Here is a 15,635-nt window from a genome sequence, read left to right on the forward strand (position 1 = left end):
CTTACGCGCACTCACGTTAGGAAGCACGCACCTCGGCGGACCCGACATTCTGTGCCCGGATCGGTCGGGTCGGGTGCGGCGGTGCGCCGAAGCGTGCCAGGCAGTGCCAGACCATCTTGAGCGACTGGAGCTCGTACCGGCCGGTGCGGGCGGCATCTCCGATGATGCGGGGATCGAGCATGCCGTCCTGTGCGATCTCGGCGCCGAGATCGACGAACTCCGCACCCCGGTAGTCGGGATGGCGCCGCAACTGCTCGACGGTCAGCCGGAATCCGGCGTGCCACTCCGTACGGCAGGGGAGCCGGCGGGCCGCCTCCTCCACGGGTGTGGACCGGTAGCCGGGGTCCAGCACCAGGGCCTCGACATGGCGGTCGAGGACGACCGGGCCATGGATCTGCGCCTCGATGTAGTCGTCGAGCGCGTCCCGGCCATCGGCCTCGGCCAGCTCGATGAGGTGCGTACCGGACGCGACGCCGAAGTCCGTCGGCTCGGCAGCGCTGTCCGGGTAGCAGAACGTGGCACGCGGGAGAGTGTCCGCGGTCAGCCGGAAGTGCGAGGACCCGAACCTCGGTGCCGCGCCGACGGCTCTGCGACGGAAGTTCAACGCCCCGTACACCGGCCGCTGTTCGGGGGGCGCGTCGTCGTACGCACCGTCGAAGATCCGGCTCTCCCAGCGCCACCGGTCACCGCCCGGATGCGCGGTCAGGCCGCCGTTGCCGGTGCCGGTGACGAACTGCGAACGGTAGACACCGTCCTCGGCCAGCCGGACCAGGATCGGCCGGCCGCCCGCCATCCGGTCGGGATGGAAGTTCAGCGTCAGGGGCAGGGTGGGGTCGAGCGGCCTGCCCGCGGACCGGGACTCGACATGGCTCAGGGCCCGCACCTGCGGCGACGGGTATGGGGATGCGTTCACCGGCGCAGTGTGCCGGAGCGCGGTTCGCCGCCGCACCCGGATTGCGTCCGGCCGCCGGTATCAGGCCTTGTCCGCCCGGGCCGACGTTCGGGTCCGCCGCTCACAGGAGTCCTCCGCCACCGCTTGCAGCACCAGTACCGAGAGGTCGTCCTCGCCCGGCCCCACCCCGAAGTCGTGCGCCGCGCGGCGAACCGCCCGATCGATTTCGTACCGCCGATCCATGCCGACGCCCTGGCCGCCACCACCTTCGCCGAGGACAGCGGCAAGTGACTCATCGCGGCTGGGGCGACGCCGTGTTCTGAAGGATGTTCTCCCTTCCCCACGCACCGAGCGGCCTCAGCGCCTCGTTGAGTCCGACGCCACGTCCAGCGCACCACCCCGGACGCCCACCTGTCCCTCACCGGCCGCACACTCGTGGTCACGGCGAACGACGGCACCCGCGAGGAACGGGAGCTGATGGACGGCGCCGAGGTGCTCCGGGTACTGGCAGCCGACTTCGGCATCCACCTCCCCCGGGACACACGGCTGCCGGAATGACGGGAGGGAAGCGCCTTTCCCCCCAGCACCCCTCACGCCCCGAACACTGCCACTCACGTGGCGCATCTCACCCGTCCGCGTCCGTCACGCCCCCATTCCGGCCCATTCCAAGCCCCGCCCCGTCCCGGACCGGCGTTCCCACGGTTCGGGGGCGGTGGGTACATGGCTATGGAAGACGAAGCGGGGCGCCGGGGTTACCCGGGTGGGGCAACCGGAGGGGAAAGCCCGGGCGGCGCGTGAAACGCAGTCGTAAGCTCCCAGACATGCAGGTGATCCAGTCCACGAAGCTCGCCAATGTCTGTTACGAAATCCGGGGCCCCGTGCTCGAGGAGGCGATGCGGCTGGAAGCAGCCGGTCACCGCATCCTCAAGCTGAACACCGGCAACCCTGCCGCGTTCGGGTTCGAGTGCCCGCCCGAGATTCTCGAAGACATACTGCGCAACCTCTCCGGGGCGCACGGTTACGGCGATGCGAAGGGGCTGCTGTCCGCGCGGCGGGCGGTGATGCAGCACTACCAGACCAAGGGGATCGACCTCGACGTCGAGGACATCTACCTGGGCAACGGCGTCTCCGAGCTGATCCAGATGTCGATGCAGGCACTGCTGGACGACGGCGACGAGGTCCTCGTACCGGCTCCGGACTATCCGCTGTGGACCGCCTCGGTGTCGCTGGCCGGCGGTACGGCCGTGCACTACCGGTGCGATGAGCAGGCCGACTGGATGCCGGACCTCGCCGACATCGAGCGGAAGATCACCGACCGCACCAAGGCGCTCGTGATCATCAACCCGAACAATCCGACGGGTGCGGTGTACGACGACGAGATGCTGCGCGGGCTGACGGAGATCGCCCGGCGCCACAATCTGGTCGTCTGCTCCGACGAGATCTACGACCGGATCCTGTACGACGGAGCGACCCACACCCCGACCGCGACGATCGCGCCCGATCTGATGGTGCTCACCTTCAACGGACTCTCCAAGAACTACCGGGTGGCCGGATATCGCTCGGGGTGGATGGCGGTCTGCGGTCCGAAGGCGCACGCCTCCTCGTACATCGAGGGGCTGACGATCCTCGCCAATATGCGGCTGTGCGCCAATATGCCGTCGCAGCACGCCGTGGCCACCGCGCTCGGCGGGCGGCAGTCGATCAACGATCTGGTGCTGCCGGGCGGGCGGATCCTGGAGCAGCGGGATGTCGCGTACGACCTGCTGACCCAGATCCCCGGCGTGACCTGCGTGAAGCCGAAGGGGGCGCTGTATCTCTTCCCGCGCCTCGACCCCAAGGTCTACAAGATCAAGGACGACCGGCAGATGGTCCTCGACCTGCTGCGGGCCGAGAAGATCATGGTCGTGCACGGTACCGGGTTCAACTGGCCGGAGCCCGATCACTTCCGTGTCGTGACACTGCCCTCGACCGAGGACCTGACGGACGCGGTGACCCGGATCGCGCACTTCCTGGACGGATACGGCCAGCCTTAGCGAACGGCCGGTCCCCCTCCGCCCCGACATCGATTGCAGATAACTTTAGACTGAATCCAATGTAGGATGGTTCCACAGCAACGCCAGGAGGCCATCCATGTACGAACCGATCCGCACCAAATCGGTCCACACACCGGCCGACCACGCCGACGACTTCCCGCACCGTTCCCGCGAGGAAGAGCTGGACATCCAGCTCGCCGGACACCTGGCCGCACTTCTCGCGGTCACCGACGAGCTGGACCTCGGCGCGGCGGGCGACCGCATCGCCGAGCAGGTGGCCAGGCTGCGCGGCGCGCCGCCCGCCCGGCACGCCGGTCGAACCGATGCGCCCGCGCTCGCGCTGCACCGCCGCGCCCTTGCCCTCGCGGGCCGCGCACTGGTGGTGGCCGCGTCCCGCGCCGACACGGCCGTCGCGATTCTCGCGGCCGAGCGCATGGACGCCCACACGGCGGCGGTCGCCGCTGCCACCACCCCCGCCGCCCCCTCGCACCTGGTCGGCGCCCCCTGACGACCCCGGTCCACGGGCCGCCGAGGCGCGTGGACCGGGTGTCATCCATTCATGGCGCTCCCGGCCGGGATGTCGCGGCCGAGGCGGTCGACAGAAACGTCGCGTCCGCGACCACGCACTCCGGCCGCCCCCGCACCGGGACCGGCCCGACAACCTCCTCGGTCTCCGTGCCGCCCCGCTCCAGGTCCTTGAAGACGACGGTACGTTTCCCGGCCGGGTCGCTGTCACCCTCCCCCTTGTCCTTGCCTCTTGCGTCGCGGAACTCGACGTAGACCGTGAAGGTCCCGCGCTGCGCCGCCTGGCTGGCCACCAGCACCTCGACCACCGGGCGACCGGTCACCGCGTCCTGCCTGCAGGAGGAGAGAGTCACATCGTCGGACGGGAAGCTCAGGTTCTCGTGGTTCTTCCCCCATGCGTAGAAGAAGCTCACGACGAAGCCGACCGGAACCAGGATCACCAGGACGACGGACAGCACGATCACGACCATCGCCCAGGGCGGGATCCTGTTCCGCCGCCCAGGGAAGAGCGGCTCACCGGAATACGTCATGATCCCCCCACGGATCCCGCACACCAACGGCATGGCCCGGCTCACGGTAAACCGGACCATGCCGCACTCGGAGTACTCACCCGGTCACAACACGGCCACGAACACGGCCACGAGCACGGCTAGTTGCGGACCCGTACCGTCGCCGACGCCGTCGATGCGCTGTGCAGGTCGTCGCCCGAGTAGCCGACCTCGTACGTCACCTCGCCGGTGGCCCGGGGCAGGTCGTTGATCGTGAAGGTGCCGTCGGGCGCGACGGCTGCCGATGTCAGCGTGCCGGTGCCCTTTTTGTCGGCGCGCTGCACGGACAGGGTGATCCCGGCGGGGAGCGAACGCCCCTGACCGGTCAGGGTGCCGGTGATCGTCAGGCCCGCGCTCTTCGTCGCCTCCGCGGGGGCCGTGAGCGTGATGGCGGTCGGGGCCTTGGCGACCGCGACGGAGAGCGTGACGTCCTCGGCCGGACGGTGGGTGATGTCACCTGTGAAGGAGACGCTGTAGGTGGCGTCGCCGACCAGCGACGGGACGTCGAGAACGGTGAACGAACCATCGGCATCGACCTCGACGGGGGCGAGCTCGCGGTCGCCGTTCGCGTCGTGCCGTACCGCCGACACCCTGACCGGCTCGGCGGGCGCAGGTCCGTCCAGCTCCAGCCGGCCCCGGATGCCGAGGGGTTCGCCGACGACGGGCTGCCCCGGAGTGGTGGAGAGAGTGCCGGTGAAGCGGGAGTCGTACTGGGCGGCCGGGGGCTGGATGACATGCAGCCAGTACTGGTTGCCGTACGAGTTGGCGGTGACGGCGAACAGGCGCGCCCCGTCCTTCGACCAGCCGAGCCCGCGCGGCGCGATGCGGTCCCCGTCGAGCGCACCCTCGAAGGCGAACTCCAGCGGAGCCGTGCCGTCGGCCGGGTCCGCGGGCTGCACCAGCAGGTCGGGGGTGGACCCGGTCGCGCCGGAGCCCCGCGCGATGTACGTGCCGTCGCCGCTGAAGGCGACCGCGGACGCCGTGGCCCCTTCGGGCAGCGGCGGGTACGCGGTCGCCGCGTCGGACAGGTCGGCGGCGTCCAGGAGCCGGGTGCCGTAGGCGGCGTCGGCGACGGCGATCCGCCGGCCGTCGGCGGACTGGGCGACATCCCTCAGGTCGAGCGCGCCCTTGCCCGCACTGTCCGCGAACCGGCGCTCCGGGCCGCGTACGAGCGTGTCGCCGCTCGTGTCGAACGTGGTGAGGAACGGGTTCGCCTCCCCCGTGCTGCGAGCCTGCGCCATGACCAGGCGGTCGGGCGCCTCGGGACCGCTCGTCAGCCGCAGCCGCCCCGGGGCGTTCCAGCCGGTGTCGACGGACTGGGTGCCCTTCGTGCCGTACAGCCTGCTCTGGTTCGTGTCGCAGCCCAAGCTGGACAGCATCTCGGTGTGCCACTCCTTGCCGCTGGCGAAGGCGAGATCGCGCGGGCAGTTCACGTCGTACACGGTGGAGGTCAAGCCGGTGCGCTCCTGTGTCACGGTGTCGAACGCGAGGATCCCCGAGGACTGCGAGACGTAGAGCGTCCCGCTGTCCTTGCTGAGGGCCATTCCGGACGGCGCGGTGCCGGTGGGCAGCGAACCGACCTTCTGCCCATCGAAGTTGTAGACGTGGACCTGGTTCGCGACCCGGTCCCTGCGGTCGTCCGTGATGTAGACCCGCTCGTGCACGGAGTCGACGACCATGGCCGAGTACGACGAGATCGGGAGCTTGGCCACGGTGTCGCCGGGCACGGGGCCGACGGCGGCGTGCGCGGCGGGCGGGGAGAGGACGGTGAGTCCCGCGGTGCTGAGTGTCAGCGCGGCCAGCGTCGCCGCGATGCGTCCGTGGTGCCGGATCTTGTTCAACTGAGTCCCCCACAGGCCCGATTGGCCTCCGGCCGGCTGGACCGGAGGCGATGTGAAGGAACATCGAAGCGTTGTGGAGGTGTTGTGCGCAAGGATATGGCGATGCTTGGACGTTCTTTATAAAAGGGGCGGGAAAGGGCGACCCCCGGAACCGTAAGGGGATTCCGGGGGCCGTTCCGCGTCGGGCCATTGACCCCACAGGTCAGGGCGGATGTCCGGAGACCCGGCCGCGGGGAGTGTGGGGGCGCACCCACGCGGGGTGCGCCCGGGAGCGTCAGCCCAGGCGCTGGACCAGCGCGCGGTACTCGTCCCACAGTTCCTTCGGCGTGTGGTCACCGAAGGTGTTGAGGTGCTCGGGGATCAGCCCCGCCTCCTCGCGCCAGACTTCCTTGTCGACGTCGAGCAGGAAGTCCAGGTCGGAGTCGGAGAGGTCCAGGCCATCGGTGTCCAGGGCGCCCTTGGCGGGCAGGACGCCGATCGGCGTCTCGACGCCCTCGGCCTTGCCCTCCAGGCGCTCGACGATCCACTTCAGGACGCGGCTGTTCTCGCCGAAGCCGGGCCACACGAACTTGCCCGCATCGTTCTTGCGGAACCAGTTCACGTAGTAGATCTTCGGGAGCTTCGACTGGTCCGGCTTGTCGGCGCCGACCTTGATCCAGTGGTTCATGTAGTCGCCCATGTTGTAGCCGCAGAACGGCAGCATGGCGAACGGGTCGCGGCGCAGCTCGCCGACCTTGCCCTCGGCGGCGGCGGTCTTCTCGGAGGCGACGTTGGCTCCGAGGAAGACGCCGTGCTGCCAGTTGAAGGACTCGGTGACCAGCGGTACGGCCGAGGCGCGGCGGCCACCGAAGAGGATGGCCGAGATCGGCACGCCCTTCGGGTCCTCCCACTCGGGCGCGATGATAGGGCACTGGCCGGCCGGGACGGTGAAGCGGGCGTTGGGGTGGGCGGCGGGCGTCTCGGACGCGGGCGTCCAGTCGTTGCCCTTCCAGTCCGTGAGGTGGGCCGGAGCGGTCTCGGTCATGCCCTCCCACCACACGTCGCCGTCGTCGGTGAGCGCGACGTTCGTGAAGACGGAGTTGCCCCACATGGTCTTCATGGCGTTGGCGTTGGTGTGCTCGCCGGTGCCGGGTGCGACGCCGAAGAAACCGGCCTCGGGGTTGATCGCGTAGAGGCGGCCGTCCTCGCCGAACCGCATCCAGGCGATGTCGTCACCGATGGTCTCGACGGTCCAGCCGGAGATCGTGGGCTCCAGCATGGCGAGGTTGGTCTTTCCGCAGGCGCTCGGGAACGCGGCGGCAACGTACTTCGGCTCACCCTGCGGCGGCGTGAGCTTGAGGATCAGCATGTGTTCGGCGAGCCAGCCCTCGTCGCGCGCCATGACGGAGGCGATGCGCAGCGCGTAGCACTTCTTGCCGAGCAGGGCGTTGCCGCCATAGCCGGAGCCGTACGACCAGATCTCGCGGTCCTCGGGGAAGTGCGAGATGTACTTGGTGGTGTTGCACGGCCACGGAACGTCTTCCTGGCCCTCTTCCAGCGGCGCGCCCAGCGTGTGGACGGCCTTGACGAAGAAGCCGTCGGTGCCGAGCTCGTCCAGGACGGCCTGTCCCATGCGCGTCATGGTGCGCATCGAGACGGCGACGTACGCGGAGTCGGTGATCTCGACGCCGATCGCGGAGAGCGGGGAGCCGACGGGGCCCATGCAGAACGGGACGACGTACATCGTGCGACCGCGCATGGAGCCGCGGAAGACACCCTTCTCACCGGTGAAGATCTCCCGCATCTCGGCGGGGGCCTTCCAGTGGTTCGTCGGGCCCGCGTCCTCCTCCTTCTCGGAGCAGATGAAGGTGCGGTCCTCGACGCGCGCGACGTCACTGGGGTCGGACGCGGCGTAGTAGGAGTTCGGGCGCTTGATCTCGTCCAGCTTCGTGAACGTGCCCTTGGCCACGAGCTCCCCGCACAGGCGCTCGTACTCGGCCTCGGAGCCGTCGCACCAGACCACCCGGTCCGGCTCGGTGATGGCTGCGATCTCATTCACCCAGGAAACGAGCTCCTGGTGGTTGGTGGGGGCAGTGAGGGGAGCCGCGATGTCGCGCGCCACGATCGCTCCTTGATGAGGGTGTCTGTTTGGTAGTTGCCCCGTGGGGGCCGCGACCCGGATGCTTCGTAGCCGCTCATCCGGTGCCGAACGCACTCATTTGATCATCCGACCGAATCGCCCATATGTCCAGGGGGCCGCCCACGTGAGCATTGCCACTCGCATTCGTTACCTACGGTTGCGTAGGTACGATGCGGGAATGACTGCTGCCGCCGCCGCGCCCGAGCCAGCCGGGCTGGAAACAGCCGAGTCCGACGCCGTTCCGGTGAAACCGCGGATGCGTGGTTGGCTGCACGCCGGAATGTTTCCCGCCGTGATCGTCGCGGGGATCGTGCTGATCGCGCTGACGGACAGCGTCCGCGGCCGGATCGCCTGCGGCATCTACGTCCTGACCGCATGCCTGCTGTTCGGCGTGAGCGCGCTCTACCACCGCGGCACCTGGGGTCCGCGCGGCGAGGCGGTGCTCCGCCGGCTCGACCACGCCAATATTTTTCTGATCATCGCGGGCACCTACACCCCCCTGACCCTGCTCCTGCTCCCCGAGTCGACCGGGACGCCGCTCCTGTGGGCGGTCTGGGCGGCGGCGACCGCGGGCATAGCCTTCCGGGTGTTCTGGGTCGGCGCCCCGCGCTGGCTCTACACGCCCTGCTACATAGCGATGGGCTGGGCCGCGGTCTTCTTCCTGCCGGACTTCATGCGGACCGGCGGGATCGCGGTGCTGGTGCTGGTCGTCGTCGGCGGGCTGCTCTACAGCGCCGGCGGTGTCATCTACGGCATCAAGCGGCCCAATCCGTCACCGCGGTGGTTCGGCTTCCACGAGGTCTTCCACTCGCTGACCCTGGCGGCCTTCATCGTGCACTACGTCGGCATCTCACTGGTGGCCTACAACCACAGCTGAGCGCCCCCTTCCATCTCCTCCCCGCAATGGCCGTGGCTTGAAAGCCGCGGCCATTCGTCATTCCCGGGCCCGGACAGGCGACACATATTGACACTCACCACCTTTTGAGAGTTACTTTCACTTAACCGTGACTCTCGAAGGAGTTTTCCCATGAACCGACGCTGGTGGGCCCTGGGCGCGCTGGTCGCGAGCATGCTCGTCCTCGGATTCGACATGACGATCCTCAACGTGGCGCTGCCGACCATGACCGAGCAGCTCGGCGCGACCATCGGCGAGCAGCAGTGGATGGCCGACGCATACGTCGTGGTCTTCGCCGCTCTGATGCTCCCGGCCGGGCTGCTCGGTGACCGGTTCGGGCGTCGCCGGATGCTCATCACCGGCCTCGGCATCTTTCTGATCGGCTCGCTCATCGGCTCGCTCGCCGACGCCGTGCCCGCCGTCGTGACCGCCCGCTGTGTGATGGGCATCGGCGCGGCGCTCGTCATGCCGCTCGCGCTGGCCGTGCTGCCGTCGCTGTTCGGCGCGCCCGAGGACCGGGTCAAGGCCATCGGTATCGTCTCGGCCGCCTCGGCGCTGGGGCTGCCGCTCGGCCCGATCCTCGGCGGCTGGCTGATGGACCACTTCTGGTGGGGCTCGATCTTCCTGATCAACATCCCGATGGTGGCAATCGGCATCACTGCCTGCGTGTTCCTGCTCCCGGAGACCAGCGACCCGGCCTCCCCGAAGGTCGATGCCGTCTCCACCGCCCTGACCGCGACCGGTCTCGGCACGCTGATCTACGCGATCATCGAGGCCCCCGGACGCGGCTGGGGCGACCCGCTGGTGCTGGGCATGCTGGCCGCCGGTGCCGTACTGATCGGTGCGCTCGTCGTACGGGAACGCGGCGCCGAACGCCCGATGCTCGACATGTCCCTGCTGCGGCAGCGGCCGTTCCTGCTGAGCGTGCTCGCCGCGACGCTGGTGATGTTCGTGATGTCGGGGCTGATGTTCCTCCTGCCCGGCTACCTCCAGGCGGTTCTGGGCCACGACGCCTTCGGTACGGGGCTGCGGATGCTGCCGATGATGGGCGGGCTGCTCGTCGCCGCGAAGACGGGCGCCCCCGTCACCCAGCGGTTCGGGGCGCGCGCCACGATGACGGCGGGCCTGGTCGTGCTCGCCTTCGCCGCGCTCCTCGGCAGCCGTACGACCGTCGACAGCGGTTACGGCTTCACGGCGCTGTGGCTCTCCGTCGCCGGGGCCGGCTTCGGCTTCGCCGTCGTCCCCGCGATGGACGCCGCGCTGGCCGCCCTGCCCGCGGACCGTGCGGGGAGCGGCTCGGGGCTGCTGATGACCGTACGGCAGACGGGCAGCGCCCTCGGGATCGCGCTGCTGGGCAGCCTGCTCGCCGGTGCGTACAGCGGCCGGCTCGACACCACCGGCGTACCGGCCGCCGCCGCGGACACGGCCGGGGACTCGGTCGTCGCCGCCCATGTCGTCGCGGCGAAGCTCGGCGCGCAGCGGCTGGCCGGCTCCGCGGACGCGGCGTACGTCCACGGCATGAGCGTGGTCCTGCTCGTCATCGCTGTCACGGCCCTGGTGTCCTCGCTGCTGGTCGGGGCGTTCCTGACGAACCTCCCCACCGAGTCCCGGGAGGGGGCGGACGTGGCCCCCGCGCCCGTCGATGCCTGACAATGGCGACCATGGCCGCCACCTCTCGTACCCCTTCCGTTTCCGCCCCCGGGACGCCTCCCGCGATGGGGCTGCGCGAGCGGAAGAAGCTCAAGACCAGGATCGCAATCCGCCGGGCGACGTACCGGCTGATCTCCGAGCAGGGGTACGACGCGACGACGATCGAGCAGATCGCGGAGGCGGCCGAGGTGTCGCCGAGCACCGTCTTCCGGTACTTCGCGACCAAGGAGGACATCGTCCTCACCGACGAGTACGACCCGATCATGGAGGCCGAGCTGCGCAACCGGCCGGCCGACGAACCGCCGTTGGAGTCGCTGCGGTTCATCATGGCCGAGGCGCTGACGGCGTTCCTCGCGAGCGAGGAGGAGGAGCTGCGGCAGCGCACCCGGCTGATGGTGGAGGTCCCCGCCATCCGGGCGCGGATGACGGAGACCATGTCGGACACGGCGAAGGTGCTGGCCCAGGCGCTCGCCGACCGCAGCGGCCGCAGCCCCGACGACCTGGAGGTCAGGGTGTTCATCGCGGCGGTGCTGGGGGCGCTGCGCGAGGTGACGCTGTACTGGGGCGAGCACGGTCAGGAGGGCGACCTGATCGCGATGATCAACCAGGCGCTGGACGGGCTCGAAGGCGGACTGACGCTGTAGGGCCTGTCCGGCGGATCTTCGCGGGCCCGCGACGCCCGGCACGGCACCTCGCTGCGTTGTCGGAGTCGTCCAAGTACGTCCAGTACGAGGACGATCCTTCGCCTTGCGATGCACCGCACCGGACGCCGCGGGCCGATCCGCGAAGATCCGCCGGACAGGCCCTGGCTAGGTGGTCACACAGGGTGGGTCGTACGGCGGTTGGACAACGTATCGCTTCCATTGCTGCTGGCTCAGGGCGCCGGAGCTCCCGGCGCAGATACGGCTGATGGCGGACTCGACCTTCAGGTCCCAGAGCGTGGCCACGCCGTCGTCGGTGGTGGCAGCCAGGGTGTGACCGTCCGGGCTGAACGCCAGAACGGCGACGAATCCCGTCTCCACGGTCAGCGGCCGGCCGATGGCGGTGGGGTGGTCGGGATCGGTGACGTTCCACAGGTTGATGGTGCCGTTGTCGGTGTGGCCGGCCGCCGCGAGGGTGTGCCCGTCCGGGCTGAACGCCACCGACCACAGGCTGCCGCCGGGCACAGTCAGGGGACTGCCCCTGCGCGTCAGGTGGTTCGGGTCGGTGGCATTCCACAGGGTGACGGTGCCGCGGCTGTTCCCGGTGGCGAGCGTGCGGCCGTCCGGGCTGAACGCCACCCAGGTGCTGGTGGAGGTCGGCTGGGCGATCGGTTCCCCGATGCGGACCCCCGGGTCCGTCGTACTCCACAGTCCGACCTTGCCGTTGCTGCCGTCGCCGCCGGCCGCCAGCATCGTGCCGTCGGGGCTGAACGCCAGGGACATGACGGACCGCGTGTGTGAATTGGAGATGCCGGGCTGCGTGACGGGCTTTGCGGGGTCACTGACGTCCCACAGGGCGATGCTGCCGAGCTTGTTGTCGCCGGCTGCGGCCAGGGTGTTGCCGTCGGGGCTGAACGCCAGGGAGAAGATGAGCCCGTTCGCCCCGGTGAGGGTCTCAGGGAGGGGAACGGGGTGGCTGGGGTCGGCGGTGTTCCACAGGTGGACCTTGCCGGCGCCGTCGCCTGCGGCCAGGGTGCGGCCGTCCGGGCTGAACGCCACGGCGTCGACCGGGTCCTTGGGTCCGGTGAGCGGATCACCGCGGGGAGCGGGATTGTTGGGGTCGGCGGTGTTCCACAGAGAGACGGTGTTGTTCTGGTTTCCTGCGGCCAGGGTGCGCCCGTCGGGGCTGAACGCCACGGATGCCACATTGCCGCCGGCGCCGATGATCCGGGTCGGCGGCAGACTCCACAGATCGACGTTGCCGTCGGCGTTCCCGGCGGCGAGGGTGCGGCTGTCGGGGCTGAACACCACGTCGGTGACAGCGTCGCCGGGACCGGTCAACGGCCGGCCGAGAGGGCCGATGGGCCCGGAGCGGGTGACGTTCCACAGATGGATGGTGTGGTCGGCGCTGCCGGCCGCCAGGGTGTGACCGTCGGGGCTGAACGCAACCGACGTGACGGGCTGGGCGGGACCCGTCAGCGGCTTGCCCAAGGGGGTGGGGTGGCCGGGGTCGGCGACCTTCCACAGGTGGACCTTGCCGGCGCTGGATCCGGCGGCCAGGGTGCGGCCGTCGGGGCTGAACGCCAGGGTCCTGACGCGACTCCCGGTCTTCAGGGAACGGCCGCGGACGGGTTGGGCCGGGTCGGTGGTGTTCCACAGGATGATGGTGCCGGCGTCGTCGGCGCATGCGGCGGCCAGGGTGCGCCCGTCGGGGCTGAACGCGACGCGCCGGGAGAAGGCGTCGGGGCAGTCGAGGTCCAGGGGCGCTTTCGCGGGCTTGACGTCGTCGGGGTGGGTGACGTTCCACAGGCTGACGAGTCCGGCGTACGATCCGGCGGCCAGGGTGCGGCCGTCAGGACTGAACGCCAGCGATTCGATGGCGTACCTGGCGTCCCAGCTTTGAATGCCGGGACTCTTCGGCCGGCCGAGCAGGACGGGGTGGCTGGGGCTGGTCAGGCTCCACAGGTCGACGAATCCGCCGGAACCTTCGTCGCCGTTGTGGATGGTGTGACCGCCGATGGCCAGCACCTGGCCGTCCGGGCTGAACGCGAGCGACAGGATCGAATTGACGGAACGGTCCACGGGCACGGGTCGGCCCAGCGCCACCGGACGGCCGGGATCGGAGACGTCCCACAGCCGGACGAGGTTCTGGTCGATGTTCCCGGCCGCCAGCATGTGCCCGTCGGGGCTGTAGGCCACGGTGTACACCGCACCGCGCGGGCCGGGAAGCCGGGTGTCCAGCGGGGTGTTCTGGGTCGTGATGAGCCGGGACGCCGCATCCGGGCTCGGGTCCATGCGATAGGCGGTGAGCGCGAGTTGGGCGGAAAGCGAGGGATCGGTCGGGCCCAGTTGCACGGACGCGGAGGTGACGGCGGCGTTGATCGCCTGGTCGCGGGAGTGCAGGGCCTTGGTGGCGGCGTCCCGGGCGTTGGCCTCCTGCCGGAAGGCGAACGCCGCGGCCAGCGAGGCGACCACGGCCAGGGCGGTGATGGTGGCGACCGCGGCGCGCCGGAGCCGTTGCCCGCGCCGCTGGTGGTGGCGGGCGGCTGCCAGAAAGGCCCGGGCGACGCCGCTGAGTTCCGGCCCGTGCGTTTCGGCCCAGGCGAGGGCGGCCTCCAGGCGGTTGCCGCGGTACAGCGCGGCTGCCTCCCGGCCGGCACGTTCCCAGAGCTCGGCCGCGTCTTGCAGATCCTGTCGTACGAGGTTCCCGGTGCGGTCGTGCTCGATCCAGTCCCGCAGCCGGGGCCAGGCACGGATGAGCACCTCATGGGTCATCACCACCGTGTCCTGGTCCCGGGTCAGCAGCCGGCCACTGGTGAAGTCGTCCAGGACTCTGACGGCCGCATCCCGGTCCGGCGCGTGACGCAGCAGTTCCTCGTACCGGACGCGCCGGCGGCTGTCGTCCGCGTCGCGCCCCACAATGACGAGCCGCAGGAACACCCACCGTGCGGCCTCCTGGCAGGGCGGCGGCAGGGTGTCGTAGAGCCTGTTCGCCGTGTTGGCGATGGCGCCCTGGATGCCGCCGGTGACGCGGTACCCGTCCACGGTGAGCGTGTAGCCGTTGCGCTGCTGCCAGGTGGCCCGCAGCGCGTGGGCGAGCAGCGGCAGCCGACCCGTGGTGCTCACCCCGAGGGGGCCGCCGACCGTGCCCAGCTCCGTCAGCAGCACCTCGACCAGGCCGTCTTCGACGTCGAGTCCCACGCTGCCGGCCGGGCGGCGGATCGCGTCCTTGAGTTCGCCCTCCGTCATCGGCTCCAGCAGGACCGGTCCGGCCCTGAGCGCCGCCCGGAGCTGCGGATGCGCCGTGCACGCGGCATAGAAGTCCGCGCGTACTCCCAGCACCACGACCGCACCGCCCGTGGGCCGGGCCAGACGGTCGAGCACGTCGATGAGCCACTGCCGTTCGGTCTCGTCGCCGCAGGCCGTGAAGATCTCCTCGAACTGGTCGACCACGACGACCAGGCCCGCGGAGGGGGACTCCCCGCCGGGCGCCGGATCGCCGGATCCGGTGATCTCGCGCAGCTCGGCCAGGCACCGTGCAGGATCGGCCCGCCACGCCGGTGCCGTGCGCCGCGCGGTCTCGGCGTCGAGCCCGGCGGCCGCCGCCAGCGCCAGGGCCGGGGATGCCGTCGGGGTCAGCACCAGGCGCGGCCAGGTGCTCGACCCCGCCACCGGAAGCCGGCCGTCGTCCAGGGCCGGCAGTACCCCGGCCGCGAGCAGGGACGACTTCCCGGCCCCCGAGGGGCCGATCAGCACCAGCGGGCCGCCCTCACGCATCCGGGCGTCCATCCGCTCGCACACGAGGTGGACCATGCGCTCACGGCCGTAGAACCACTGCTTGTGCTCTTCGTCGAACGGGACCAAGCCCGGGTACGGGCACGGAACGTCGTCGGCGCCGGGGCCGGCCACGGTTCTGCGCCCCTCGTCGCCGAGGCGGACGTGGAGGTCGCGGCCGGCCATGAAGGCGCTGCCGCCGCCGGTCACGCGCGCCTCCTGCCGTCTCGGCTGCCAGAGGGGCGGCCCGTCGGGGGCCGAGGCATCGGTGCTGCGTTCGGTCACGCCTGTCCGCCCCTGGTGACGTTCATGTCCCGCCCGGCCAGGAACGCGTCGCCGTCGGAAACGTGTGCCTCCAGCGTCATCGAGCCCGTGATCTGCGGTCCCGGGGTTCCGACAGCGCGCAGTTCCCCGCCGAACAGTGCGCGCAGTTCTGCGACGGCGTCCGGCCGCGTGGCCATGAGCCGGATGATCCGGGCCTGCCACTCGGCGACCAACAGCCCCTGGAGCTCCTCGCCGCCGCCCGTCTGCTGCGCCTGCAGCAACTCGCTGCGTGCGTCGGTGAGTTCCTCCTCGACGCGCTCCGGGTGCGCGGACCGCCACAGCGCCAGGACCGAGGACTTGACCGCGCCCCAGCCGTCCGTCGCCAGCAGATCGATCAGGCGCGCCGCGGCTGCCGATGCCAGGCCGGCGAGTTCCACACTCGTCTCCATGTCT

At 70.4% G+C, this 15,635-nt stretch carries 12 protein-coding genes and 1 pseudogene; 7 read left to right on the plus strand and 6 right to left on the minus strand.

Going from position 1 to position 15,635, the window contains the following annotated elements; all coding sequences use genetic code 11:
• Positions 1-16 precede the first annotated feature (16 nt).
• A complete protein-coding gene (locus OG953_RS16175) occupies positions 17-913 on the minus strand; it encodes a DUF3626 domain-containing protein (RefSeq protein WP_405684985.1) in 897 nt (298 codons plus the stop codon).
• Between the two features lie 123 nt (positions 914-1,036).
• Here OG953_RS16175 and OG953_RS16180 point away from each other — a divergent pair, with 123 nt between their 5' ends.
• From OG953_RS16180 to OG953_RS16195, 4 genes and pseudogenes are all read left to right on the plus strand, one after another.
• A complete protein-coding gene (locus tag OG953_RS16180) occupies positions 1,037-1,183 on the plus strand; it encodes a hypothetical protein (RefSeq protein WP_405684986.1) in 147 nt (48 codons plus the stop codon).
• 105 nt (positions 1,184-1,288) lie between these two features.
• Positions 1,289-1,450 (plus strand): annotated as a pseudogene (locus OG953_RS16185) (arylamine N-acetyltransferase); the annotation flags it as partial.
• 263 nt (positions 1,451-1,713) lie between these two features.
• A complete protein-coding gene (locus tag OG953_RS16190; protein ID WP_327273270.1) occupies positions 1,714-2,925 on the plus strand; it encodes a pyridoxal phosphate-dependent aminotransferase in 1,212 nt (403 codons plus the stop codon).
• Positions 2,926-3,022: 97 nt separating this feature from the next.
• Positions 3,023-3,433: a hypothetical protein gene (locus tag OG953_RS16195; RefSeq protein WP_405684988.1), complete on the plus strand. Its 411-nt coding sequence runs from the start codon at positions 3,023-3,025 to the stop codon at positions 3,431-3,433.
• 49 nt (positions 3,434-3,482) lie between these two features.
• Here the strand turns inward: OG953_RS16195 and OG953_RS16200 are convergent, their stop codons facing one another.
• The 3 genes from OG953_RS16200 to OG953_RS16210 form a co-directional block, all read right to left on the minus strand.
• Positions 3,483-3,980: a hypothetical protein gene (locus tag OG953_RS16200; protein ID WP_405684989.1), complete on the minus strand. Its 498-nt coding sequence runs from the start codon at positions 3,978-3,980 to the stop codon at positions 3,483-3,485.
• Between the two features lie 119 nt (positions 3,981-4,099).
• A complete protein-coding gene (locus tag OG953_RS16205) occupies positions 4,100-5,839 on the minus strand; it encodes a YncE family protein (RefSeq protein ID WP_405684990.1) in 1,740 nt (579 codons plus the stop codon).
• A 274-nt stretch (positions 5,840-6,113) separates the two neighbouring features.
• Positions 6,114-7,940, minus strand: coding sequence for a phosphoenolpyruvate carboxykinase (GTP) (locus OG953_RS16210; protein ID WP_405684991.1), 1,827 nt, complete (start codon positions 7,938-7,940; stop codon positions 6,114-6,116).
• Between the two features lie 196 nt (positions 7,941-8,136).
• On the opposite strand from OG953_RS16210, the gene OG953_RS16215 reads away from it, so the two are divergent.
• From OG953_RS16215 to OG953_RS16225, 3 genes are all read left to right on the plus strand, one after another.
• Positions 8,137-8,835 (plus strand): hemolysin III family protein, encoded by a 699-nt coding sequence (locus tag OG953_RS16215; RefSeq protein ID WP_405684993.1) that lies wholly within the window; start codon positions 8,137-8,139, stop codon positions 8,833-8,835.
• A gap of 150 nt (positions 8,836-8,985) precedes the next feature.
• A complete protein-coding gene (locus OG953_RS16220) occupies positions 8,986-10,503 on the plus strand; it encodes an MFS transporter (protein WP_405684994.1) in 1,518 nt (505 codons plus the stop codon).
• 11 nt (positions 10,504-10,514) lie between these two features.
• A complete protein-coding gene (locus OG953_RS16225) occupies positions 10,515-11,147 on the plus strand; it encodes a TetR/AcrR family transcriptional regulator (RefSeq protein ID WP_405684996.1) in 633 nt (210 codons plus the stop codon).
• A 165-nt stretch (positions 11,148-11,312) separates the two neighbouring features.
• Here OG953_RS16225 and OG953_RS16230 read toward each other — a convergent pair whose 3' ends face one another.
• Entirely contained in the window at positions 11,313-15,203 is a 3,891-nt protein-coding gene (locus OG953_RS16230) for a hypothetical protein (protein ID WP_405684997.1), read from the minus strand.
• Positions 15,200-15,631: a hypothetical protein gene (locus tag OG953_RS16235; protein ID WP_405684998.1), complete on the minus strand. Its 432-nt coding sequence runs from the start codon at positions 15,629-15,631 to the stop codon at positions 15,200-15,202. Before OG953_RS16235 ends, OG953_RS16230 begins: the two co-directional genes overlap by 4 nt.
• Positions 15,632-15,635: the final 4 nt, after the last annotated feature.

The sequence above is a fragment of the Streptomyces sp. NBC_00057 genome, from assembly GCF_045041165.1.
Lineage (GTDB): Bacteria > Actinomycetota > Actinomycetes > Streptomycetales > Streptomycetaceae > Streptomyces.